Source organism: Mucilaginibacter agri (assembly GCF_009928685.1).
In the GTDB taxonomy this organism is placed as follows: Bacteria; Bacteroidota; Bacteroidia; order Sphingobacteriales; family Sphingobacteriaceae; genus Mucilaginibacter; species Mucilaginibacter agri.
In genome coordinates this window covers 1-24,345 of the sequence record NZ_WWEO01000030.1, presented here as the reverse complement: position 1 = coordinate 24,345, position 24,345 = coordinate 1, and the positions used below count along the sequence as shown (strand labels likewise).

The following is a 24,345-nucleotide window of genomic DNA, read 5'->3' as shown; positions in this document are numbered from 1 at the left end:
GAACGCCCAATAGGTTTACGTTAATTTTAGTAAAATCCCAAAGAAATTTTATTAGCCCAAGGCCCGATTTTCGGGAAACTATTATTGCAAAGCACGCAATTAACCTTAGGCTTTTACCGACCTTTTTGGCCTTGAACTTGCTCCCATCACCATTGGGTTTATCTATCCTAAATATTACAACGCCGAATGAGTAACAACAAATTACTGAAAACACTGGTAATTTTAGCCGTATTGATTTTGCTGCTTATCCCGATTAATAATTGTGCTGATAGAGCTCGTTAACGATTTAAGTATTGTTGATAGTAAGGCGATGATCTTATTAAATAGCATTTGCCTTCAATTATAAATCCGTCAAGCTTATGCTCAATGGCATATATCGATAAATCACGGATATTATTTATAAAACCTCTTCCATTAAAATTTAGCGAGGTATTGCATAATACACCATAGCCCGTTTTTCTTTTAAATGCGAGCAGTAAATCATATAACCGATTGTTAGAGGTGGATGATACTGTTTGAATTCGGGCAGTTTTGTTTACATGAGTTACCGCCGCAAGGGCATCAGTGTTTACGGTGTAGGTAAAAAGCATGTGGGGACTCGGATGATGGCAACCAAACCATTGAATCGCATCTTCTTCTAAACATACTGGTGCAATCGGCCGAAATTGTTCGCGTTGCTTAATTATATTTAAACGGGTTCTGATATTTTCGGTAAATGGGGCAGCGATAATGGAACGATTGCCTAATGCTCTTGGGCCTATCTCATATTTGCCATTAACCCAAGCTAAAATATTATTTGCGGCTAGCAAGTCAGAAACTAATTCATTATCCGGTTCATAGATATCGTATTGGCTTATATCGAATGATTTTGTTTCGTCAAAGTTCAGTCCTGAGTAAACATCCCAGCTTATCTTTGGATTACCCGTATAGTGAAACTGGGCGTCAACGGCGGTGCCTATGGCTGAACCAGAATCGTTGGCGACGGGCGGTACAAATATTTCAGAAAATAGACCCGACTGTTTCCATTTTGTATTCCAATCGCAATTCAAACCACATCCGCCAGCGATGATGAGTGGCAAACGTTTAGTCAAAGTTATTGTTGCAAACTGAAAAAAAATATCAAATATTCTGTCACTGTAAATTCCTGCAAGGTTACAGAACTCTTCATTGGTCACACCAATATTATAATATTTTGAATTCTTAAGCAAGGGATAAGCACTCAATTCCTGATACGAACCACGCAGTAGTAAATCGATCAATTTTGTATCTTCTGCTGAAGGAGGATTGCGTTTTGAAAAAGAGGCCAAAGCCATAAGCTTTCCCGCATCTTCAAAACGAAAGTATGGACTATCTTTGGGAAAAGAGGGATCAGCTAAACCGTATAATTGCGCATACCGATTCCCGACTTGGTTTAAAACATCTCCTAATAAGGTCACATTTAAATTCCCATCAATTTCATAAAAGGCCCCAATATTACCCTCCCAAATTAGCGCATAGCAGGGAGTTCCCTTTTCCAAACCTGACATGCCATAAGCACAAAGTAAATGTGATCGCTCATGCGAAGAAGAGAAATAGTCAATATTCTTTCCCAGAAACTTTCTTTGGTCCGCTATAATGTCAGTTTTAGTGGTACCACGATAACCAACATGAATATTACATCCATGCAGATACTCAAAATTATCGCGCGGCCACCAACCCCCTGCACAAATTACGTCAGGCGCTTCTTCTAATTCACCGAGTATTCGGAATACGTCATGAGTAGATACCGGAGAGTATCTGTAATTTGAATTTTTTTCAGCCTCAATAGAAAATAATAAATGTCCATCTTTTAAAAAAGCAACCCCGCCATCATGGCCGGGATTATAAGCAAGTATGTTCATGATAGGTAACGGTTTTGACTTGTACTGCGTCGATATTTATAGAATTAATAAGCGTTTTAGCAGGAAGTTGCCTATTGTCAAGAATCCCGGCAAACTCTTTAGAACGGCACGGCCAAATGTTTGTATGCAAAGACATTGGCAGATGCGGAATTGGCGTTGGCTGCCATTCTACTCTTCTGTGTACTAGTTTTTTATCGACAAACCAGCAAATTTCATTTGATCGCCATTCAATCACATATTGGTGGAACGAGTCCGATGCATCGAATTCAAGATCAATGTATGTAGGAGTGCCTCGGTAGCCATAATCAAATTTGGCTCCCGGTCCACCAGGATTAAAAAAAACGTTTACAATAAGCACATTGGGCCGGTTTCCGGCGATTTCTATGTCGATTTCCTGTCTTGGAGAATTTCTGTGTAGAAAAAATCCTGTCACTACTCCTGGGGTGTTTGAAGCTTTGATCATGGCCTCAAATCTTCCATATAGAAATTGCTCCTGACTTGTTATTGCAGCCGCGCTGTAATCACGTACCCCCAGGGAATCTAATTTTACATCAAGAGTAACACCGTTTTCGTGTTGTAAGTATATGTTATCGGGACGGAACAATGCTAGGTTATCTGTAAAAGTATCCTCTCTTAAAATCCAATTACTTCCAACAATAGACTCGAAATTTTCAATAATCTTGACTGGAGTTATTTGTGTCGACGAAGCATCAAATAAGCTTGGCATACAGTGAATGCCTTGCCATGATGTCGCAGAGTCAACTATCCAAGGTGAAGCGTCACGTTTGGACGATAGGATTTTTTTACCAGTGTTGGAAATTGTATTTTCTATCAGTGATCTTTGGCCGACATCATTCAACTCTGGAAAAGCACAAACTGGTGGTGCACAGCACAAATGCTCGCAAAGTATTTTCCATTTGTTAGATACGTCATTTCTAATCACGGCATAGTTTAGGCTTGCAACGTTTTCTAAAAAAGAATGCTGATTTTTAAGATCGGTAAAAATGAACCGAGCGTTAGAGAATAGCGTTTGTAATAACTGAACCTGCGTAGCTAAAGAACCAATGTTGACATAAGCATTAAATATTCGGTCGGCTCGACCCATCAACAACTTATCTAATTCGGTCTTAGGTAAGGATTTTAGGTCATTACAACATCTATAGCCGAGCATCGATAAAGCCATGGCAACAGATGTAAGTCCCGTATTTTGATTGCCGAATACAAAAACTGGATGTACTTGTGGTCTGATTTGGAACAATGCAGGGCCTTCGCTATTGATAGCACCGATTTTGGTTAGCGCTGGAAGTATCGAATAGGAATTGGTAGAGCTTATATCCAGGCGCTGCCTTATAACTGATTTCTTTAGCGCAACTACATCAATTTTATCGAATTGATGATTAATCCATAAGTCTACAGGACCACGGCAAGGAAGTAGTTGAAGTAGTTTGGAAGCTCCATTGCGGGATAAAACATAGCCGGATAAATTCCAAAGACCTCGTACCGGACGAAATAAATTACTTGATATAAAAGTTTTTGGGGCACCATTTTTCACCTCTTCGTAGGATAAATATAAAATATCAAAACTGCCATTCAAAGTGCTTTGGACATCGGCCCAGGCCTTATTAAGCGCATTTGAAAAGCCGGGATAAAACCATATATCATCTTCCAGAATCAGGGCATATTCATCATCATTCTCTAAAATTTTTTGCCAAATTCCAATGTGAGATTTAGCTACCGCGATTTCTGGCCGACTCATTTGAATAGGCGATTCCAAGTCAAACCGATTTGGTAATGCTAGCGGCTGAGGTTCTACAAACAGCTGTTCGGCCAAATTATAATTTGCATCAACCAAATTGTCTTTAAAAAATTTATCGCCTAAATCTCTGGCATCGACAGCCGTATATTTCTCGTACATAGACCAAAGCGATTCGCCATTGCAGTCACTCACATATGTTAGTTCGCGTTTTATTTCATTCAACCGTAATGGTTGCCTTTCTAGATTGATTACATAAATTTTCTGGATCTTCGGAATTGTATTTTTCATGTCAAACCCAAAGGCCTGGCATCTGTTCGAAGGCAAAAATCTTCGAGATTTAACAAACGTGCGAAAGAAATAATTTAATAACTTGGACAAAGGAGCCGGATGTTTCATTGACTTTTATTGGTGTTTTCGGCTTGAATAGACTTGTCCATTAGAGTGTCTCCAATTCCTAGCGTCGTTTCTATAACTGAGGTTCCATTCGTTTTTAGCGGTATTTTCCCAGTCACGAAATATGAACATTGTGTCCTCAATGGTTATGTTAGCGAGCATATTATCGAAAATTGTCTTGGTAAGATTCCCTGGCCCGGTGGTAGATTGAATTTCCGGTAGTTCGTTGGCAGCATTATTTTCGAGTGAAAGGAGCGCCCTGTTTAAAGCACTCCCCACTATTATATTTCCTTTTTTAGCAATTAGCGGATTGTTATTAAAGTAAAAAATCCAATGTTCATTGTTTGCACCCTGTTTTGTAAAAATGGATGGTGGCACCATGGTGTTAGTCGCGATGTCGTAGCAGAGTGGCTGGATCTTTAAACGGCAATCGTCGAAGTGCTTGTTAATCGGTACTCCTGTGTACTTGTCATCAACATCTATATAACATCCCCCATCGATGAAAATATAGCATAATCTAAAAAAATCAGATTGCATAGCTGGGTGATAACATTTGTCAAAAGCCAATTTATGCCGGACGTCCAATTTTTTAAGGATATAGTCACCAGCTTGTTGTTTATCGAAGATTTGATGATTGAACCCCAATTCCCTTGTTGATTTCCAAGTCTCTATACATGCCCCTACATCATCAGGTAGATCATCAAAATTATCCCAGAACTGAACAATCATTTTAGGGATTTCATTACTTAATGATGGCGGCTGAGAAGATTGCAGGTTAGACCGCTGGATAAATTCGCGAATGAAATTGGATCTTGTTTTATAATCGTCCTTTTCGATGTTAGGGTTAGTCATGACTAATACAAACTGTTTAGTTAACACAATAATAATTTGTTGGTTATTAAGCCAAATTTTCTCAGTTATTCAATAATAGACAGATTAATTCCCTTCAAACTTCTATAAAGATCAATAGCATACGAATCTGTCATTCTGGAAACAAAATCAGTAACTTGTAGTAGTTTTTCTGCATTGTTAGCGTGCCATTTACCTTCCGCCGTCAAAAATTGCTCCGGTATCAAGGCAAACAACTTTCTATTTTTTGTTTTTTCAAATTTGTCAAAAGCTGCTCCGCAGAATTCTCGCAACAAGCCACCTAGAACTTCGAAGCCAGCTAGCTCAATTTTGAGAACCAATGGATGGTTAAAAGCTCGTTTGATAAGATTTTGTTTAATATTTTCTAATTCAGCATTACTTGGAGATATGTCTAGCAATTCTTTGTTAAAGCTGCCATTCATAATATCATCATACTTTTCTTTCCAGACTTCAATTGCTTGATAAATTAGGGAAGAGATTGCCTTCGCTCTTAGATAAGCGAGATATTCTGTTTCATTAATTTTTTCCGCCATCTCGGGCTTAAAGCGATCCTCATCAATTGGCGTTAAATAACAAATAGTTTCGAGATGTTTTACGGCGGTTTGGTAATCTAGCAATCGTAACTTGACTGAATCTTCAACGTCGATAACCCTGTAACAAATGGTATCGGCAGCTTCCATCAAAAAAGATAAGGGGTGCCTACACCAAACTCTATTTTCACCAGCGCCTCTGCATTTTAGTCCTAATTTATTCGCAACTGATTCAAAACTTTCTCTATCCGAATAGAAGAAACCATATTTATCTTCAATTAAATAGCGGTCATCAATCGAACTTGAACTCCAAGGATACTTAGTAAATGCTCCTATTGAAGCGTAAGTAAGCTCCAACCCAGGAGTGCGCGTTAGAATTCGAAAACCGGCAGCGTTTCCCTCAAAAGTTTTCAAATCTTTACCTTCTTCATCTATTAAAGCGGTGGTGTATTCTTTTCCCTCGTTTTTAAAGAACGCACCAATTGCTTTTTCACCTGAATGCCCAAACGGCGGATTTCCTATATCATGAGCAAGACAGGCAGCTGCAACAATGTTAGCAAAATCATCAAGTACAAAGCCCTCCCTGGAACTTAACTCGGTGCGAACTAAAGTGGGTTCTTTAGTCTCTAAAACAAATTGCCCTGCCAATAAGCCTAACGAGCGGCCAACCGAAGACACTTCAATGCTATGAGTTAGCCTGTTGTGGATGAAATCACTTTTGGGGATCGGAAAAACCTGCGTTTTATCCTGCATTCTTCTAAATGGGGAGGAAAATAGGATGCGATCTATATCCCTTTGGTAAGGAGATCTCGGGTCATAACTTGGGTCGATATAGTTTTTGTTAAATCTTTCTTTACACAGGAGGTCTTTCCAATTCATATATTAATTTTTTTATTCCACTCTTCCCATATCATCACCATGGCAAGAGTATCTAGTTCACAATATTTTAGTAATGCGTTTCTTATAAATTCTCTTTCAGCGATCTCCATCTGCGTAAATTGCATTTGTGCATAAGCGACCATTGCTGCGCCACCATCTCTAATTTCTCCCTCTTCGGAGGTCAAATAGCCGTCCAACAATTCTGAATCGACGCCTTCGAACACTGGATTTAGAAGATAATAAGGATTAATGATTGTTCCATCATCATTGAATTTAATCCATATATGGTCGTTAAAATTCAAGCTTTTTACTTGCGTTCCATAAATAGGCTGACTATATTTTCCCTTTAAAAAAGAACTGTTATTTATTACTGCTGGCAAGACTGCTTTTATAGAATTTGAGCCATTTGTTTCTGGAGCGTAATAATACTTTTTAACAAGTTCGCACAGGTCGATCATGTTACGATCGCCAATCCAGGATTCGGCTGTACTTTGTGATGATTTTGTAATCGTTTTTATCCAATCACATAATTCCCGTCGGTCCGGCTCTTGAGATTCACAAAGTTGGCGAAATATGGCGTTCAAAATCGAATTTTCGTGAGCAGAATATCGAAAAATAGTACCATCGTCCTCACCTAGTTCATTTTTCAATTCACGAACAAATTGAAAATTTGGAAAACGGCCCTGTTCCGTATCAATCCATTGCCCCTTATGCTCGATTGTTCCATCTTCGTAAATGATGTGATGAGAAAATTGAAAAGCAATCTGCTCATAGGGGCGTCTCTCCATGTTGAATGGAATAGCAACTGCAGTAGTTTCAAAATCTATGAAGTGCAATGGATATTTAAACGTTCGAAAAATCTCACTTAAGCCTTCAACGTCACAATAAATAGTATTGTCGTTGTCTTTAGACTTTGTTATTTGCATAATCTGTCGATCCATATTACTGAGCCCTGCCTCCACGACCTTGGAATTTCTTGTCGTTTTTGGTTGAAGGTCTTGTGGCTGAATCTCTGCCTGAAATAAACGCCTTTCCTTTATAAAACTATCTTTGCTACGACAATTCCATATATCAAGGACTGACGGCTTTTGAAAATCCTCAGGTGTAAGTCCATAAACTCTTGTCCAGCATTCTTTAAAGCCGCTGAGAAATCCATTTGATTCATCTTCTGAAGATGCCCTGAATTCGCAATCTCTACAATAGGCTTTTAAGTCTCCCTGGATAAGCTCATCTTTTTCGTATTTATCTGCAAAGAGTGTTATGAGTCCTTCAAATGAAAGGTTTAGATAAGTATCGAATACCTCTTCGGCAAAAATTCGGTCTATGATATCGCCGACATAGATTGCGCAAAGAATTTTACGCCCCAAGGCTATTGGACTTACGTCGCCTATAATATTAATTTTTGCTCTACCTAATGGGTCTTGAGTTAAAAAAAAACGTTGGTTTAGTCCATCAATGGATGCTAAGGAACTTTTATCTGCGACCATTAAAAATGCGGAAATATTATGGCCGGGAAGTGAATTTTGTACAACATATCGCTGAAAGGCAATATCACATAAGTAAGGTTTCCAGGTAGCGTTAGGTAAACCTGCTTTCGTTGTTAATTGCTCGTCTACAGAGTCAGCAGATTTCGCTTTTACCTCATAAAGACTAATAGCATTTCCTTTTTTGACAATGACATCTGCGCGTATAAACAGATTGCCGTACCGAAAGGCAGCTTCATAAATGATGACACTATCTTTTCTAAGAAGCTCGTTCGTCTTCGCCAAGGCAATTTCATAATCCAATTCATCAATGTTAACCCCCCCAGGGAAGTAACATTTTGCCAGCTCTCCTACCTGAAAACCACCTTTGGCTAAAGCCGCTAAAAAATCGTCATCGAGCTTTTTGTCTACGTATTGTTCTTTCTTAGTATAGTAAAGCTTTGTCGGGCATTCTAAACCAAGTTTAAAACGTGACTTAGTCAGGTATCGTGGAGGTATCATAGATTTGATAAGGTTTATCCAAATCTAATTGATTTGCAAACACTTCCAAATTTATTCTGAGGTTTGCAATTATAATGCTAAAATTTTAATTTCTGCGATATCTTTCTTTTACTTTAAATTAATATCCAATCAACTTTTGCTAACAGTTGGTTCGAAAAATCTCATAAGGTTCACATTCTTAGTCATCCATGTACGATTCATATTTTAAAAATACCATCTAGAAGAAGAATGGCTTAAAACCATAAGTTGTTAAGTTGGTTTCTTTATAAAACCTAATTCCTATGGCGACTCAAGGCAAATATTTCAAATTTCGTGAACGTTTCGATTTCTCGCCGAACCGTTTCGAAATCGGTAACCCAATCATACAGAATAAGGCTTTATCAGATAACTTCTTTCTAAATAAGCTCTACAAGCTTGGCAAAGAAGAATTTTCCTCGTACTATAACTTTCATCTCATTTACTTTTCAGAACGCTATCCTGACCGGGAAGAAGAGTTTTTCAACCATGTCACCGATATTGTAATTAACCGCATCGCCTTTTATAAAAAGAAAGACCCGTTCTCATCGAGCTATCCCAGCCACATGGCAAGCGCAAGACAGCTGGAAGCTTTCCTTGATTTTCTGAAAACGGTTGACCGCTGGCATAAACTCGAACCTATCGAATCAGTCGTAGCAGAAAAAGATCGGATGATAGATCAGCTAAACGGCAGAATAGCTGATCTCGAATCACAACTGAAAGAAGCCACCAAGTATGACGTGGGTGAAAAGATCGTCATTGACAAAGGCAGCATGTCTACTTTCATGAACCTCGTACACCAGATACAATACTTAAAATTGCCGAACAATAACAGGCTCGCACGTTCTCAGGCGCAAAGCCCCTGGTATAAAATGATCGCCAAATACTTTAAACATGGCGACAAAGATATTTCTATCGATACAGCGCATAACTACTTTCCGGCGAATAAGGACGATAAGCCATCCAAGTACATCAATATTGCAGAGGACGACAAGCTTTTCAAAATCGTTCCCAAAGAAAAGAAGTAAACTATTCCTCCAAATCTGACCAAACGCCTCCATTGGTCATTCATTTTGCCATTTCCGTCTTGACATTTGAACCATAGTGTTCACAGGCAACTATTGTATACCGCCTTTGAACTGGTTTATTATATACTCAAAACAACAGGAGGATTAGTGATGAATTTGGAGATTATCACCAAAGAAGATTTAAGGGAGTTTAAAAGCGAGCTGCTGACGGAGATCAAAAAGCTCGTTCAGCTGGATGGACAAGCTACGTCCAAAAAGTGGCTCAAAAGCAACGAGGTTAGAAAGCTGCTCAAGATTTCACCAGGCACCTTGCAGAACCTGCGGATCAACGGTACACTTCGCTTTACCCGTATCGGCAGTATCATGTACTACAAGCTGGAAGATATCAACAAACTATTGGAAGGAGGCATCAAATGAGAACCAACCTATCGAATGTAGAACTTACCGGATACGGTAAACTGTTGCGTCGTATAAGTAAAGACGAGCGGCTCAATGCAACGCATGTCAGCCTGTTTACAGGCCTGTTCGTTCATTGGCAAAGAAATGGCTATGCCAGTCCATTTGCTATCACCAGGAAGGAGATGATGACGTTCAGTAAGATCGCCTCTATTGCAACCTACCACAAGTGCATCAAAGAATTGGATGAATATGGTTACATCCGTTACCAACCTTCTTATCATCCCAAACTCGGCAGCCAGGTTTACTGGCCTGCCGGTTGGGAGATTTAAAAGTTATACTGATAGCTGGTTACACAGATATATGAATAAGCACATAACCAGCTATCTGTATAACGGTATAACAGGATAACCAGTCTGCAAAGCAGACCGGCGGCGAAGTATTGTCCTCTCGCAGAAAGCGGGGGGAGCAAGCGGAAGTCGGGCGCACCCGACTTTTTCCGCTTGCCCTGCGGGGCAAAGGCGTTTTGCGTATACCTGCGGTATACTTTACCCCCCGCTTAAAGCCATAACAATAAGAAACAGTATACCTGGCGGTATACCTAGAACGAAGAATGTGTATGAAGGCTACGAAAGATGAAAATGTGAAAACCATCAGGTTCCCGGCTAAGACAGACGAGAAGCTGCAAACTTTGGCTAATAAAAGCGGGCTGACGAAGCTGGATTTCTTCATCCACATGGTAGATTATTTCTATAAGTCAAAGAAAGATCCGAGGGACTTGAATGATGAGTTGCTGAAGAATGCGATCAATAAAAAGACCGATAACATCGTTGCTTTTATCAAAACACAGGAGCAGGACCTGTTGATTCCAATGAAGAAAGATTCGGAAAGAATGATTAATCAGCAAAGCAAAATCGCGGAAGCCTTTAGCCAGCAGGTAATCAAATTTAACGAGGAGCAATTGCTAACCAATCAAAGCCAGGTAACCAATATGAACAAGATTGCCGAATACATGAGAAGGCTTGACCTGATGCAATACGATAAAGCAGAGCTTAAAAGAAAGTTTATGGAAACATTGGAATTCTACAGTAGGCGCAGGGATCAAATGTCGATGCTGGCGAAGCAAACGGAGAAGGATGAATTGATCGCCCACATCCGTGCAGAAGTCAGTAAGCTGTGACAACCGAAAAGTCGCAAAGACTAATATCGAACCCAAGGAAAAGAAACAAACCTTATCAATTACAGACTATGCATGTAAATATCACGAAGAGCGAAACCGGAAATAACAAAGGCAGCAGCAGCCAATTGGTAGCTTACCTGGAAAAGGAGAACAGGAGGGCTGAGCAGCTAAATAAGAACTACCAACCTGAATGCTGGTTCAACCATGAAAGACATAATATTCAGCCTTATGAAGTAAGGCAGGTAATAGATAATAATGTTGCTAAACTGTCTAAAGACGACGCGAAGTTCTTCCTAATTAATGTAAGCCCAAGCGAAAAAGAGATCCTTTTCCTAAAAGCCAAGTTCGGCGAAGATGGAGCTAAAGCCCACCTGATTACCTATGCAAATCAGGTGATGGATGCTTACGCTAAAAACTTTAAACGGGATGGGATTAATGGCAACCACGATTTGGTGTATTTCGGTAAACTGGAAAACAACCGTTATTACACCTACAAAGATCTGGACGTCAGAAAAGGGCAAGTCAAGAAAGGCGATGCTAAGCCAGGCGAACAAATGCATTTGCAAATTATCGTTAGTCGTAAGGATGCCAGTAATAGCATTAAGGTAAGTCCGCTTAATAATTCAAGAGGCTCGAACAAATCACATAGTCAAAAGGTGGGACAGTTTGACCGGGGTGCTTTTAAGCAAGCTACAGAAAGCTTATTCGACAATATGTTTGGTTACAACCGGGAGGTCAAAGAATCGTTTAACTACGCGAATGCCTTAAAGCATGGTTCATACGAACAAAAGGAAGAAGTAAGAGAACTGCAAAGGGCAGAACAGGTTATGAAATTTGGTTACAAACAGGGTTATCATGGCAAAGGTATATTAGAAACATTATTGGACAATAGCGGCAATATCAATATTGCGCCAACATCTGATGATAGCCGGTGGAAGAAAAAGAAAAAAAAGAAACCGGGGCAGGATCAGAGCCGTGGCCCGAGCCGATGATGATTTTTATATGAGATATTCCAATTAAAATAATTCCCCTTACACTCGCTGTTTGGGGAATTAAACCTAAACCTTATCACAATTGGACAAAAGAATTTTGCCCTGGTACAAAGATATTAATATTATTGGGAGCGTTTATAAGACCATCCGGCTGCGGCAGACGGCTGCGTGTCACCACGCGCTTCGCGCCAGGTTCCATGCCACCGTCCGCCTCGCCTCCCGCACATGCAGGAGTGTTCTTACCTCACACACCTGCCCAACCCCAACTTCCGAATTATGGAATTAATACTTACCGATTGCTGATCAGATTAGTTATTAATGAACAATCTAAGGTGTCAGCTATTGGCAAATATTGGAATTATTGAGAATAAAAGACTTTACTATGAACGGCGAAAGTCGCTTAGCTTTTCTTTAAAATAAGCGTTGGTTTCAGCGTCTGTGCAAAATATGTAGCACCCTTTCATCCCCCTAGTCATTAATGCACGATAAGTGTTTTTAATAATACTGTCGATAAAATCCGGACCGGATTCCGGATGCTTAACCAAGTAGCTCTTGTAATGATTGGTAGACTTATCTGATTTGGCTCGTTTAGATGCGTCTGTAATTACTTCGCCATTGCGAATGATCAGATCAGGTCCTATGATTACACCGATATAGTCGACCTCCAATCCCTGGCAAGTATGAATACATCCAATTTCATTTACGGACTCCGGGCTTATAATCCATAAACTACCATCGGTAGTCAGGTTCCATCGCATACGAAAATCATAAGCAGGCATTTCTATATCATACGCACTTGAATCTTTTTTACTAATCCAATTCCAACAATAGCCTGCAACCATTCTGGCCTTATTACTTGCCTTATTTTTTTCAAGAATTAATTCCTGAAGCAAAGTTGGCGAATCCAAAACCCGGAAATCATAAGCTAGTTCAGCGATGTTATCGTTAGCCGTTTCCCGAATATCGAGTACCTGATCCAGCCAGGCCAGATAACCATCAGAACCATTACAGCGAAATTGGGATGATAGCTCTACTTCAATAATTTTCGCACCTGCTAAATTTCCCCATTTATAAATTTCCTGTTTATCACCAATGTCTTTGAGCGTTACCCGCTGATCTTCATCGATAAAAAAGATGCTGGTTTTTGCCGAACTTATCAGTTCCTTGATTTGATTTTCTCCCTGATTTCCATAAAGACCGCCCTGAGCGTTGAGCCGGTGAGCCTCATCTATAATTAATACATCGAATGTATCAGGCAAAACGTCTATATAAGCCCCTGATCCTTTAAAAAGATTACGTATTGCAGTTGCCCGTAATGTACCACATAGCTTAGCCTCGTAAACTGCACGTGGTGCTGCGTTCTTTGAAACATACTGCGCTAATAAGCCTAACTTGGTTAAAGCCACTAGCAAATTAATAGCGACTACAGATTTGCCCGTGCCTGGGCCACCCTCAACAATGAGGATTTGCTTTTCTGATTGGTGGCCTTTGACTAATGCCAATGCGGTCTCGTAAACCACTTTCTGCTCATCAATGAGCACAAACTCTTGTTGCCCCTTGAGCATGGCGGCCAGACTATCCGCCAATGCTTTAGATGGCTTTATTTTACCCGAATCAATACGGTAAAGAATGTCTGTCGTATCACCATATTTAACATGTTGCTTGATAAAGTCCTGCAACTTTTTGGCGTCGTACTTTAGGAATACGGGAGCCTTGTCTATGTACCCCTGATAGAACGGGTTTAAAATAACATCATCAGGCGGATAGTTATGCAGGTAAGCACAGGGTATCAACCCGATATTTTCGTCGTAAATAGTTTGATTAAAGCCTTGAAGTAATGTAGCATATGACCACGCCTGATAAGCCGGATGACTGGTTAAAGCCTCTCCATGTTCAAATCGGGTACTTACTAATCCGTCTTGTCCTGTAATTTTTGCTTCACTCCATTGTTTTAATTCAACCAGAATGACCTGATCTTCACCATTTGCATTTCGACCGGATAAAATGAAATCAATACGCTTACCAGTTTGAGGTATCTGATATTCTATAGAAACCCCGCAGTTATCCGGAATAGCGTCATCCCTTAAAATCCGATCCATATAATGCATGGATTCACGCCATGAACGGATTTCATTTTTTTGGCTACGTTTTTGAAGTTTTTTCCTGTAAAAATCGTGAATGATATTTTCTATATCATTGGAAAAGACATCGTCGAGAAACTGCTTTTTTGAATTCTGATAGACGATCATTATTACAGTTCAGTGTATTTTGTTGCGTTGCCCTTGGCTTTGGCTACTGGATATTTCTCGTTATTAATGTGGATCTTTTCCGCCATTATAGCTGAGATATCCAATTTATATTCATGGACGAGTAATAGTAAAAAGGAGAAGATATCAGCGATCTCGTGTTTGATTTTCTCTTTATCGGCGGCTTCCGGACTTTTCCACAAGAATAGTTCATTCAGTTCTGACGCTTCGATAGATAATGCTAATGCAAGATCCTTGGGGTTGTGGAATTGTTCCCAGTCACGATCTTTCCTGAATTCTAATAATTGCGTTATAATATTGTCCCAGTCTTTCATAAAGGAATAAAGCTAACATATTTATCGATGGCGTACAAATGAATGGAAATGGCGGAAGTTTTAGCTAAAAATGAACGTTTACAGATGATCTATTCCCTCACGTTACGGCAGGTAACTTCATTCCACCACGCGCTTCGCGCTGGATTTCATTGCGCTAACAGCCTCACCGCCGCACATGCAGAAGTGTTCGTACCTCACACACCTGCTTTTCCAACCGCACCTCCTGAAAGTAAGGCACAGCACCGCAGGGACAAAATTAGCACCGTAGATAAACCGTAAAGGGTATATAAACAACGCGTCGTGTATACCTTTCGGCTCGCGTTGCCCTTGACGGTTTCGCTACTTACTGCTTCCGGTTGTTTAAGCGGTGCAATGCCATGATATGTTTGATACTATTACACTTAAATATGCGAAAGGCAACACAGGATTCTTAATGCCTTTTTTATACCGCAACAAAACTGGGTTAGACGAGCTTGTTTATAGAACTTTAGCTTAATAGCTATTATGAGACCATTAAGCAACCGCACGATTACCATTAAGAAATGGAATGAATACAAATTCAATCTTTATGTTCCAGAAAGACCAGATCATAATAATAAGCCTAGCTTGAGTTTCTATCATCTTGACACGATTACAGGCAAATTAAATAGAATCAGAATTTATAAGGGATTAAGCTGGACGTATACAATGAAGAAACTAAAAGAAAATGCGAAAGCCCTCGTAAATGAAATAGTCGAAAATTTAGAAGCTGGACATGATCCGTTTTCGAAGGGTACAATCTTTCCTGATAAATATTTGATATTGACCACGAAATCATCTATTCAGCGATGTATGGAACATTGGTTAGCTTATCGTAAAGAAACATTTGAAAGTGGAGCGTTAAAGAAGAAGGGCTATTTAAGCAGCCTAAACACCTGCACATTTTTTAAAGATTGGTTGGAGGTTAAAAACTTGCTGGCAAAACCAGCCAGCTCTTTAACCCAATTTGAAATCGAATTATTTCTTCAGGCTTACGCTAAGAGAAGGGGCTGGAATAAGGTTAGCTACAATACTTATAGAGGGCACCTGATCACCTTATTCAATTACCTGCTCGCCCTTAAAGCAGTTTCTGAAAATCCAGCCATACTTACCCGAAAACAAAGTCTCAAAAATGATTCATCCCGCTTTAGAATTTATGAAGAGGAGGAATTAAGGCAAGTTGTTACCGCTTTAGCAGCGGATGAAAAGTTTTATGATTTGTACGTTGCTGCAAAGCTTGTTTATAAATTTAATATCAGGCCCATCGAGTTATTGAGGCTTCAGGTAAAAGATATTGACTGGGTGAAAGCAGTTTTAGTTCTTCCTCCGGAAAAGACGAAAAATGGGAATGAAGCGAGATTTGCGTTAGATGATGAATCCGTTTTATTTCTTCGAAAACTGATCAAATCCGACGGGGCCAACTTGTATATCTTTAGCAAACGAGGCCAGAAATCATCTTGTCAACTATGCGATGGTTATTTTGATCAACGTTGGCGTGCCTTTCGAAAGCAACATGAACTGCCAGCATATTTGAAATTCTATGCTTTAAAGCATTCGAGCAACTATTATGATCTACAGGATGGGGCAAGCTTCGAGGAAATCAGGCAGAGGAACAGACATAGCAATCTACAAGTCACAACTCTTTATATTAAAGAGCGATTGTTCAAAAATAGCATTCAGCCAACTAAAAGTGGCCGGTTCTGAAATTTGTTAGAGTATGCAGGGTTTCTTTAACGTTTACCTTTAAGCAATTCTACTTTCTCACGCTCGCTTTGTAGCAATTGTTCATAAAGTTTTTTATTTTCTTCGAAAAGCTCAATCACTTTATCCATGGGATTAAAGTTTGGATAGTAGTTTATAGCGTTCAGGGTCGATGTATCGTTGCTATTGAAAGTATTAGAAATAATATTTAAAGCACTTTCCTCATTAAAGTTCTTTATAGCTTCCGATGGTACTCCTAATATTTTAGCAACTTGATCTATTATACTATCTTCTATAGTCGCTTTTTGTTCCAATAACGATACCCGCTTCTGATTCCACTCCTCCCCAAGTTCCGCCGCTAAAGCCTCCTGCTTTAATCCGAGCATTTCGCGGAAACGTTTCACATTGCGGCCTTGGTGGATATTCTTTGGAGTTTCGGTAGTGGTGCTCATGGGTAAATGTCGGTTGAAGCAAAGATAATTAAAATCCTTTGATGCTAATAAAGGGCTTTTTTGCCGCATTAACAAGGATAAAATATGCCTTAAATTTACTTCGATAGAACGTTGTAAACTGGTTTAGAAATTCATGTGTCTGGAACTTTGTACTGCCGGCTAATTCAGGCAGGTGTCAATAGAACGGATATGTACGACGGCAAATACGCACCCTGGGACCATTACCCTAAAACATTAAGGTTTTTTGAAATTCAAAATCCTTTGATTGTAATAACCGAATTCTTCAGCATTGGTACTATGGAATCACATCACCGGGATCTAAAAGAGTGGCGGGATTGTGTAATCGGCGACAGGTATTTTAACGATAAGCCACATGGTCCCGGTACTCTGATATTCATCTGGGAATTTAACCTTAAGGTGCTGGATGCAGCTTATTTAATGTTATTAAGTTTTTTAGACGGTAATAGTAATTATAGGCAACTGGACGACGTCCAGCTGTCAAAAGAAAAAGATACCTGGAACTACTTTCCCGACGATCTATCCACTGACGAACAACTCGATCCTCACCTGGCACTCAAAAAAATCTTTAAAGAAATCAAACCGCAAAAGTTCCGGGATTACCTCCAGGAATGGCTGCATGCGGCATTATATACCGCACCCGTAGATGAGAGCCTGTCGCCCGGTGAAATTGTACACGTATATGAAAGCATGCTTAAACTTTATGCAGCATGCTGGCTAATCTATAAGCGGGAAACCCAAAATGGGGAACCAGGCAGCAGTCATGATAAGGAGCTAGAAAAAGCGAGGGTAAAGCACGCGCTGGGAATAAGGTCGATCAGTCCTAGCCCAACTTCTATGGAGATGTTAGGGCTAAAAGCCTTAGGAGATTTGATCTTCCATAAAACGCCATACGTTGAAATGATCATCCACGTCGGAACGCATGGTCACCCTTTTACATTTTTCCTGCTGGCCTTGGTCCATAGCAATGAGAAAACACCCGAAGCAGAGCTATGCCATACGATAGAAGATCAATGCAAACAGTTCGCGAATGTTCACATCCTACTGCATAAAACAAATAACGTAAAGTCTGCTCTTAAAAAAGGGAACCGCTTTTATTCCGCAGTATTAAAAAAAGGAAAAATCATTTATAAAGCTCCGCAATTGGAAATGCCTGCCTCGCCGGAATTGCTAAATGAGGTAATTATTGCAAGAGCAACTTTTCAATGGGGACGCTGGGGTGAACAGGGCAAACAGCTCTTCGTGGCTTCACAAATCTACCGGGAGAAAGGAAACAACTTGCTTGCCGCTTACTTGCTGCACCAGTCAGTGGAAAATATCCTCAAGGGTACAATACAAGCGATCTTAGGCTACAGGGTGCATATGCATAACCTTTCCCGCCTGTTAAGAATAACGTTATTGTTCACCGATGAACTAAGAAATTGCTTTGATCTGGATAATCCGGAAGGGGCGCAGCTCTTTTCCCTATTACAGGTCGCTTATTCCCAATCGCGTTATTCCAATCAATTTGATCCGGACGAGGTTCAGATCAAACAGGTTTCCGACCAGGTTCAGTTGTTGATCAACACAGCTGAAGCATGCTACCACCTTCATGTCAAAAACCTAGTTAACCCGCTATGAAAAGAAATGCAAATCCTGAAACAGTCCTTCCTGCCGATCTCTTTTTTTACACGATCCCTTACGGCAATCCAGACATGATGTTGTACAAAGAAACCATGTATGAACATTTTGGACATACCTTACCTAATAAACGGCATTCACTCAGAACACAGACCACTTGCCTGAGTTACCATGACGATCTGTTCACAGTTACCGTTCAATTGCCCGTCGATGAGCGCCGGAAACTATTTATCCACGTGGGGCGAAATGCACTAGAAGTAGCCTGTGAATGCGGGATGCCCGGTGAGCATCTTTGCGCTCATGCTTACTACAGCATTATGGACCTGATGCACTATAAAAACACGAGTCTGAAGGATTATTACTGGGCTGGTCTGCAATCGGAGATCAAGGGCAAACACCGTTTTTTAGACGTTCAAATTAACAGTGGTAACATCAAGATTAAACCGAAACAGGTTTTTGGGAACCTTTATAAGAGTGGGTTAGGATTTGAGGGTGCGGATAAACTGAACCTAAAAACATATCCTATAAAGCCTAAAACCGACAGTAATCGAAATGTTCTAGGTTTTGCATTGCTTTATTTCAGCGGGGGAAGTATCGCAAAGTTACCAATCCTGATTCCGTTTACAGCTACGACTAATAAAAGCGGTACTGATATCGCCTACTATGATTATTATCTAAGGAGTGACAGGCCTTATACCTATAATGGGGAGATGACCACAGAACAGCTGATGCTTTGTGAATTCTGCTATGAAATGTTCCGGCTAACAAAGAAGACAGGCAAACAACCGTATAGCAACAATCCTTCTGAAGAGTGGGTCAAGGCATTGCCTAATCTTTTCAAGCTTTGGCAGCGAGCATTGCCTTTATTATCACAAGAACGTTTTCTGAAAAGCTGTATTAATTATGGCACATGGAATGACAAACCAAGAAAGTTCGACATGAAGGATTGCAGAATTTATGCAAAATCGTTTTCGATTGGTTTTATTTTAAAAGATAGGTGCGACTACTTCACGCTGGAGAAGATGATCAAAGTCAGTGAAACTGACAGCTCAGAGGATCTGTGGAAAATGCCCTTGTTTGTTTTTAATTGGCGAGAGGGAAACTATTACCTGGTCGATTCACTCCGGGATGAAGAAGTGCTTAATTGGGTCTATCGTTTCAGCAACAAGATGACCATTATGAGAGCAGATTTGAATGATCTGCATAACCGTTTCATCGCCGAATTGAGTTCCAATTACGAGGTGCTTTACCTACCTTATAAGGGCAAGAAACCCCAAGCTTATAATTCGTTCGTGGCCATAAGCGACCCTGAAAATAGTTAATCGAAATATATCAATAATTAAAAGACACAGCACCGGCAGGCTGACAAGGATCGGGTTATCAGAGGCGCAAGTGATGGTACCCGGTCTTTTGCCTCAAATCAAAAAGAATCCGGCCATTTATTAAGCCAATAATAAGACAGTCTTTACGTCTGAATTACATGAAGAATAATAAATCTGTGGGAGTGCTTTTCGAACAGGCATTAAATAAAAAGTTTGAATCAAGTATAAGCAAGAAGTACAAAGACAACCTGCGACAGGTCTACAATCATTTCATGGAATTCTTAGGTTCCGAAGCTTATTCGACACCGCTTAAAAAACTAAAAACTTCGCAAATCGAAGAGTTTTTGAAACGCTACAATTCTTCGGCCACACACTACATGAATAAACGGCGGGATCTGAATGTCTTGTTCAATACCGCATGTAAGTCAATCGATGTCAACCTGCAATCGGTCAAAAGAACCGAGTCGAGGAGGATAAAAGCGACCCTGAATTTAGCCTACGAAAAGGAACAGCTAAAACCAGTACTAGAGTACCTCAAAGGCAGTCATACCAATCTTTACAGATGTTGCTTGATCACCTATGGCTGTCTATTACGCTCGCATGAAGAGATCAGGCTATTAACCAAGAAACACTTTAAAGCGAACAACACGGAAATCCATCTGGCGGGGAACGAAAACAAGGGCGGTCGGGTGCGAGTTGTTTACGTCCCCGATTATGTAAGGCAGGAACTGGATCCTGTCCTGGACGAAATCAAAAGGGATGACAATATTTTTAGCGGGAAACTCAGGCCATTTAACAACTCCTATTTCACCAAGCAGTGGAACCGGGAACGAATAAAGTTATTGAGCCATGGCGTGATCTATCCTAAGCAAACGCTTTATTCCTTTCGCCATACCGCAGCAATCGACATCTTTCGAAGGACCAAGGACGTTTACATGGTACAAAAAATGATGGGGCATAGCTCGGTCGTTGTCACCCTCAAATACCTGAGGAGTCTCGGCGAGTTTAACTCGGAAGAACTGGAAGCAGCTGCGCCGAAGTTATGGTAAAGTTGACCCGCGAAGAGATCTACAGGCTGGTATGGGAACAACCCATGACCGAGATCGCAAAGACCTATAAAATATCCGATGTTGGATTCCGGAAAGCTTGCATCCGTTTAAACATTCCGATACCTGCCGTTGCCCATTGGATGAAAGTACGTTCAGGAAAGAAGATTCTCAAACCCAAACTGCCCGCCACATGGAAAGGCACGGCATTTCTTAAACTGGAGGAACGTGCACCCGGCGAACCGGTCAGTAAAGCGTCCGAGAAACATAAACTGGCGAAAAATATCGCCGCTGAGCGATTGCCTTTTAAAGTCCCTGACCGCTTGACTAATCCAGATCCTTTGATCGTCGCAGCGAGGGAGAGTCTTTATGCCCTGAAGGACGTCGCTTATCCCGGGATGGCCATCACAGATCGCAACCAATTAGACATTCGTGTCGCACCCGCCAGTATCGGACGTGCCTTGCGGTTTATGGATACACTGATCAAGTGTCTACGCGCACGCGGCCATTACTACGCAACGGACATAAAAGGCAATTATGTAGTCATTCGCGATATCAGGTTAAAGGTCAAATTCAGGGAACTGACGTCAAAGGCAAAAATTTCGAAGCCGTATAAAGATTTCGAATGGCGGCCGAACGGTAAACTGGTTTTCCGACTCGACGGCAGTTACCGGGGCGACTGGCAAGACCTGAAATCACAGGTGCTGGAAGATCAGCTCCCTAAAATATTGGCGAAGCTGGAGGTTGTAGCTAAACTGGCAGAGGCAGATCTCGAACGGGCACGCGTATTTCATGAACAATGGGAAAGGGAGCGAAAAGCAATCGCTGAACGACAAGCCAGGCAACGTGAAGAACTTGGCAGGTTTAAAGAGATGCTGAACACGGCAAAACGCTGGAAGCAGGCCGAACTGTTAAGGGAATACCTGCGGGCCATTCCCGACCCGAATGGGGAATGGCTCAGCTGGGCAAACCATAAAGTGAACTGGCTAGACCCCAACATAAACGCGGAAGACGAATGGATGGCGGGCGTTGATAAAAATACACTATAAAAAACCTTTAAAATATTTTTCAATTCATGACACCTGATGAACTTCTAACCAAAAAAGACCTGGAACGCTTTAAGACCGAACTCTTCGAATTGCTGAAGCCAATGGTGGAGGGTGGCCGATTGGTTCAGCAAAAATGGCTGCGCAGCAAAGATGTCCGGGACATGCTTGGCGTTTCACATGGGACGCTGATGAATTTTCGGATCTCCGGCGCCTTAAAATTTAAAAAGGTCGGCGGGATCTTTTTCTACGCGGCAGATGATATTCAAAAAATGCTGAGTAACCCTGAAAAAAAAAGCCCGAACCGAAAGGGGTAACGCTTGAAGAAAAACAGATCTTCAACGTGCTTTTCTATCCCAAAAGAAGGTTTAAGGAACAGGATCGTTTTGTGCCGATCTATATCCGCATAACGCTCGACGGAAAACGCTACGAATGGACAACGGGCCGGAAATGCAACTTTGATGACTGGGACAGGACGACCCATCGGGTAAAAGGCAATAAAGAGGCGGCCAGGGATATCAACTGTTGGCTTGACACCCTGTATGCCAGGGCGCATACCTGCCGGCAGGATCTTTACCTTGCCGGCAAAGGTTTTACCCCTTTACACGTACGAAAACTGATGCAGGGTGAAGAATTGGACCCTCCCAAAATGTTGTCACAGGCCTGGGGGTATCATGCCAACCAGATCGCCGGTTTGGTGGGTAAGAGTTACACGCAGGGCACCCTCGTTAAGTACAATACCGCTTTGAAAGCCCTGAAAAAGTTCATCCTTTTAAAATTTCAGCTGGACGATATCCGGCTGGACAAAATCGACTACCAGTTTATCAAAGACTATGATTTTTATCTGAAAGCTGACTATGGGGTTAAAAATAACACCGCAATACAAATGCAGAAAAAATTGAGAACGGTCATGAAAATCGCCTACGAGATTGGCTGGATCAGGCGCGACCCTTATCTTGCCTACCGCGCCAAAACAGAGGAGGTCAATCGGGAGTTCCTGACAACGGAAGAGCTGGGCGCGCTAGCCATAAAAAAATTCAGCAGTAAGCGGCTGCGCGTGGTCAGGGATCTTTTTCTTTTCAGCTGTTATACAGGCCTCTCCTACGCAGACGCTGTAAAACTCCGAAGCACCGACATTTTAAAGGGCGACGATGGCGGCTTATGGTTGCAAACCCATCGAGTCAAAAACAATAATCGCGTAAGGGTACCCTTAATCAGCCCTGCCATCCGGTTGATCGACCATTATAAGTCGTATCCCCGGTTTTTGGATGAGGATTTTGTATTGCCCCAACTCAGTAACCAAAAGGCAAATGCCGGGTTAAAAGAAATTATGAAAGTCATGGGATGGACCAAGTGGCTGACTTTCCATTGCGCGCGACATACATTCGCAACCACCGTTACCCTGACCAATGGCGTACCTATAGAAACGGTAGGGCAAATGCTGGGCCATAAAAATATCCGTTCCACCCAGCTCTACGCCCGTGTAACAGATACCAAAGTAAGTATCGATATGAAACCCCTAAAGAAAAAGTACGAAGGGCAGCAATTGGAACTGACAAACAATAACTAACAAATTCTGGTAAACTAGATAGCATGAAAATACAATTCGCGTCAGATCTGCATTTGGAATTTGCAGGAAACAAAAGCTACCTGCAAAAGAAACCGCTGGTGCCTGCCGGGGATGTACTGGTTCTCTCAGGGGATATCATGCCTCTTGCGCAACTAAACCAGCACGCCGAATTTCTTGACCGCCTGTCTGACGGCTTTGAACAGGTCTATTGGATACCAGGCAATCATGAATATTATCATTTTGATATCGCAAACCATTCAGGAGCGTTTCATGAAAAAGTCCGACCAAACATCAGTTTGCTCAACAATCAAACTGTCAACTTATCCGGTTTGACCTTCCATTTTACGACCTTATGGTCTCAGTTGTCCCTTCGGAATGAGCGGGCTGTCGAACGCGGACTGTCGGACTTTCGGCTTATCCGGGTGGCAGGCAACCCCTTATCTGTTCACCACTACAACAGGATGCATAACGATTCAGTGGTGTTTCTCGACAAGGCATTCAAGCGTGAGCAATTGGAACCAGGAATCGGAAAAACAATTGTTGTAACGCATCACGTGCCAACGTTTCAGCACTACCCTCGTCAGTGGTTGGGAAATATTTTGAATGAGGCCTTTGCAACCGATTTGGATTGGTTAATTGATTCATCCGGTGCCGACTACTGGATTTACGGTCATAACCACGCAGCAACGCCAGAATTCAAAGTGGGGATAACTAAGCTGCTCACCAACCAGCTTGGTTACGTTCACTACAATGAACATGAGAAATTTGATGCTGGTAGAGTGCTAGTTTTTGATTAGATAGTTTCAAAATAACAATCCCCAATTCGCCAAAAACCATAAAATATTTGTCGCTTTTATAATTATTCTGTATTTTTGAATTAACAGAAATGTAGCTGATCATCAATTATTTAACAAGTGATAATAGGGCTAACATTCTTGAAATAGTGTATTGCAGAACATAAAATAAATAACGCGTCATTCATGACGTCCCCTATTTAAAATGCATATAAGACTGGAATTCGATAAACTTTTTGACTAAGGTTCGAGTCCCGTCCATTCCGCTAAAAG

22 protein-coding genes are annotated in these 24,345 nt (G+C 41.1%); 14 read left to right on the top strand and 8 right to left on the bottom strand.

The features are described from left to right. Positions 1–278 precede the first annotated feature (278 nt). From GSY63_RS00855 to GSY63_RS00835, 5 genes are all read right to left on the bottom strand, one after another. On the bottom strand, positions 279–1,880 hold the full coding sequence (locus GSY63_RS00855; RefSeq protein ID WP_166583926.1) for a carbamoyltransferase C-terminal domain-containing protein: 1,602 nt from the start codon (positions 1,878–1,880) through the stop codon (positions 279–281). Beyond that, positions 1,861–3,924: a family 16 glycosylhydrolase gene (locus tag GSY63_RS00850; RefSeq protein WP_166583925.1), complete on the bottom strand. Its 2,064-nt coding sequence runs from the start codon at positions 3,922–3,924 to the stop codon at positions 1,861–1,863. The genes GSY63_RS00855 and GSY63_RS00850 overlap by 20 nt, the downstream gene beginning before the upstream one ends. A 114-nt stretch (positions 3,925–4,038) precedes the next feature. Further along, positions 4,039–4,908: a glycosyltransferase gene (locus GSY63_RS00845; protein ID WP_166583924.1), complete on the bottom strand. Its 870-nt coding sequence runs from the start codon at positions 4,906–4,908 to the stop codon at positions 4,039–4,041. 38 nt (positions 4,909–4,946) lie between these two features. Beyond that, entirely contained in the window at positions 4,947–6,308 is a 1,362-nt protein-coding gene (gene dgt, locus GSY63_RS00840; RefSeq protein WP_166583923.1) for a dGTP triphosphohydrolase, read from the bottom strand. Continuing rightward, entirely contained in the window at positions 6,305–8,293 is a 1,989-nt protein-coding gene (locus GSY63_RS00835; RefSeq protein ID WP_166583922.1) for a DUF2779 domain-containing protein, read from the bottom strand. The genes dgt and GSY63_RS00835 overlap by 4 nt, the downstream gene beginning before the upstream one ends. 281 nt (positions 8,294–8,574) lie before the next feature. Between GSY63_RS00835 and GSY63_RS00830 the strand changes: the two genes are divergently transcribed. From GSY63_RS00830 to GSY63_RS00810, 5 genes are all read left to right on the top strand, one after another. After that, complete coding sequence (locus GSY63_RS00830; protein WP_166583921.1) at positions 8,575–9,336, top strand: hypothetical protein; 762 nt, start codon at positions 8,575–8,577, stop codon at positions 9,334–9,336. Positions 9,337–9,486: 150 nt separating this feature from the next. After that, entirely contained in the window at positions 9,487–9,753 is a 267-nt protein-coding gene (locus tag GSY63_RS00825) for a helix-turn-helix domain-containing protein (RefSeq protein WP_166583920.1), read from the top strand. Beyond that, a complete protein-coding gene (locus tag GSY63_RS00820; protein ID WP_166583919.1) occupies positions 9,750–10,064 on the top strand; it encodes a hypothetical protein in 315 nt (104 codons plus the stop codon). The genes GSY63_RS00825 and GSY63_RS00820 overlap by 4 nt, the downstream gene beginning before the upstream one ends. A 287-nt stretch (positions 10,065–10,351) precedes the next feature. Further along, positions 10,352–10,912: a BfmA/BtgA family mobilization protein gene (locus GSY63_RS00815; RefSeq protein WP_166583918.1), complete on the top strand. Its 561-nt coding sequence runs from the start codon at positions 10,352–10,354 to the stop codon at positions 10,910–10,912. Between the two features lie 68 nt (positions 10,913–10,980). Beyond that, positions 10,981–11,904: a DUF5712 family protein gene (locus GSY63_RS00810; RefSeq protein WP_166583917.1), complete on the top strand. Its 924-nt coding sequence runs from the start codon at positions 10,981–10,983 to the stop codon at positions 11,902–11,904. Between the two features lie 380 nt (positions 11,905–12,284). Here GSY63_RS00810 and GSY63_RS00805 read toward each other — a convergent pair whose 3' ends face one another. Together GSY63_RS00805 and GSY63_RS00800 are read right to left on the bottom strand one after the other, a co-directional pair. After that, a complete protein-coding gene (locus GSY63_RS00805) occupies positions 12,285–14,153 on the bottom strand; it encodes a DUF2075 domain-containing protein (protein ID WP_166583916.1) in 1,869 nt (622 codons plus the stop codon). A gap of 2 nt (positions 14,154–14,155) precedes the next feature. After that, positions 14,156–14,485, bottom strand: a complete 330-nt coding sequence (locus GSY63_RS00800; RefSeq protein WP_166583915.1) for a nucleotide pyrophosphohydrolase — start codon at positions 14,483–14,485, stop codon at positions 14,156–14,158. Between the two features lie 84 nt (positions 14,486–14,569). On the opposite strand from GSY63_RS00800, the gene GSY63_RS00795 reads away from it, so the two are divergent. Together GSY63_RS00795 and GSY63_RS00790 are read left to right on the top strand one after the other, a co-directional pair. Beyond that, positions 14,570–14,764, top strand: coding sequence for a hypothetical protein (locus tag GSY63_RS00795; protein WP_166583914.1), 195 nt, complete (start codon positions 14,570–14,572; stop codon positions 14,762–14,764). A gap of 225 nt (positions 14,765–14,989) precedes the next feature. Continuing rightward, positions 14,990–16,207 (top strand): tyrosine-type recombinase/integrase, encoded by a 1,218-nt coding sequence (locus GSY63_RS00790; RefSeq protein WP_166583913.1) that lies wholly within the window; start codon positions 14,990–14,992, stop codon positions 16,205–16,207. A 26-nt stretch (positions 16,208–16,233) separates the two neighbouring features. Here GSY63_RS00790 and GSY63_RS00785 read toward each other — a convergent pair whose 3' ends face one another. Further along, complete coding sequence (locus tag GSY63_RS00785; RefSeq protein WP_166583912.1) at positions 16,234–16,656, bottom strand: helix-turn-helix transcriptional regulator; 423 nt, start codon at positions 16,654–16,656, stop codon at positions 16,234–16,236. Between the two features lie 189 nt (positions 16,657–16,845). Here GSY63_RS00785 and GSY63_RS00780 point away from each other — a divergent pair, with 189 nt between their 5' ends. The 7 genes from GSY63_RS00780 (at position 16,846) to GSY63_RS00750 (ending at position 24,075) form a co-directional block, all read left to right on the top strand. After that, entirely contained in the window at positions 16,846–18,294 is a 1,449-nt protein-coding gene (locus GSY63_RS00780) for a HEPN domain-containing protein (protein ID WP_166583911.1), read from the top strand. Next, positions 18,291–19,616, top strand: coding sequence for a hypothetical protein (locus GSY63_RS00775; protein WP_166583910.1), 1,326 nt, complete (start codon positions 18,291–18,293; stop codon positions 19,614–19,616). Before GSY63_RS00780 ends, GSY63_RS00775 begins: the two co-directional genes overlap by 4 nt. A gap of 158 nt (positions 19,617–19,774) precedes the next feature. Continuing rightward, entirely contained in the window at positions 19,775–20,665 is an 891-nt protein-coding gene (locus GSY63_RS00770; protein ID WP_166583909.1) for a tyrosine-type recombinase/integrase, read from the top strand. A gap of 44 nt (positions 20,666–20,709) precedes the next feature. Next, positions 20,710–21,711: a hypothetical protein gene (locus tag GSY63_RS00765; protein WP_166583908.1), complete on the top strand. Its 1,002-nt coding sequence runs from the start codon at positions 20,710–20,712 to the stop codon at positions 21,709–21,711. 26 nt (positions 21,712–21,737) lie between these two features. After that, positions 21,738–22,025, top strand: coding sequence for a helix-turn-helix domain-containing protein (locus GSY63_RS00760; RefSeq protein WP_166583907.1), 288 nt, complete (start codon positions 21,738–21,740; stop codon positions 22,023–22,025). Positions 22,026–22,051: 26 nt separating this feature from the next. Beyond that, the gene (locus tag GSY63_RS00755) at positions 22,052–23,278 is read left to right on the top strand and encodes a site-specific integrase (RefSeq protein WP_166583906.1); all 1,227 of its coding nucleotides are present in this window, start codon (positions 22,052–22,054) and stop codon (positions 23,276–23,278) included. A 23-nt stretch (positions 23,279–23,301) separates the two neighbouring features. Further along, positions 23,302–24,075, top strand: coding sequence for a metallophosphoesterase (locus tag GSY63_RS00750; RefSeq protein ID WP_166583905.1), 774 nt, complete (start codon positions 23,302–23,304; stop codon positions 24,073–24,075). Positions 24,076–24,345 lie beyond the last annotated feature (270 nt).

Coding starts and splice junctions, on each gene's coding strand:
- GSY63_RS00855 (WP_166583926.1), bottom strand. CDS start 1,880: ATGAACATACTTGCTTATAATCCCGGCCATGATGGCGGGGTTGCTTTT.
- GSY63_RS00850 (WP_166583925.1), bottom strand. CDS start 3,924: ATGAAAAATACAATTCCGAAGATCCAGAAAATTTATGTAATCAATCTA.
- dgt (WP_166583923.1), bottom strand. CDS start 6,308: ATGAATTGGAAAGACCTCCTGTGTAAAGAAAGATTTAACAAAAACTAT.
- GSY63_RS00835 (WP_166583922.1), bottom strand. CDS start 8,293: ATGATACCTCCACGATACCTGACTAAGTCACGTTTTAAACTTGGTTTA.
- GSY63_RS00830 (WP_166583921.1), top strand. CDS start 8,575: ATGGCGACTCAAGGCAAATATTTCAAATTTCGTGAACGTTTCGATTTC.
- GSY63_RS00825 (WP_166583920.1), top strand. CDS start 9,487: ATGAATTTGGAGATTATCACCAAAGAAGATTTAAGGGAGTTTAAAAGC.
- GSY63_RS00820 (WP_166583919.1), top strand. CDS start 9,750: ATGAGAACCAACCTATCGAATGTAGAACTTACCGGATACGGTAAACTG.
- GSY63_RS00815 (WP_166583918.1), top strand. CDS start 10,352: ATGAAGGCTACGAAAGATGAAAATGTGAAAACCATCAGGTTCCCGGCT.
- GSY63_RS00810 (WP_166583917.1), top strand. CDS start 10,981: ATGCATGTAAATATCACGAAGAGCGAAACCGGAAATAACAAAGGCAGC.
- GSY63_RS00805 (WP_166583916.1), bottom strand. CDS start 14,153: ATGATCGTCTATCAGAATTCAAAAAAGCAGTTTCTCGACGATGTCTTT.
- GSY63_RS00800 (WP_166583915.1), bottom strand. CDS start 14,485: ATGAAAGACTGGGACAATATTATAACGCAATTATTAGAATTCAGGAAA.
- GSY63_RS00795 (WP_166583914.1), top strand. CDS start 14,570: ATGATCTATTCCCTCACGTTACGGCAGGTAACTTCATTCCACCACGCG.
- GSY63_RS00790 (WP_166583913.1), top strand. CDS start 14,990: ATGAGACCATTAAGCAACCGCACGATTACCATTAAGAAATGGAATGAA.
- GSY63_RS00785 (WP_166583912.1), bottom strand. CDS start 16,656: ATGAGCACCACTACCGAAACTCCAAAGAATATCCACCAAGGCCGCAAT.
- GSY63_RS00780 (WP_166583911.1), top strand. CDS start 16,846: ATGTACGACGGCAAATACGCACCCTGGGACCATTACCCTAAAACATTA.
- GSY63_RS00775 (WP_166583910.1), top strand. CDS start 18,291: ATGAAAAGAAATGCAAATCCTGAAACAGTCCTTCCTGCCGATCTCTTT.
- GSY63_RS00770 (WP_166583909.1), top strand. CDS start 19,775: ATGAAGAATAATAAATCTGTGGGAGTGCTTTTCGAACAGGCATTAAAT.
- GSY63_RS00765 (WP_166583908.1), top strand. CDS start 20,710: ATGACCGAGATCGCAAAGACCTATAAAATATCCGATGTTGGATTCCGG.
- GSY63_RS00760 (WP_166583907.1), top strand. CDS start 21,738: ATGACACCTGATGAACTTCTAACCAAAAAAGACCTGGAACGCTTTAAG.
- GSY63_RS00750 (WP_166583905.1), top strand. CDS start 23,302: ATGAAAATACAATTCGCGTCAGATCTGCATTTGGAATTTGCAGGAAAC.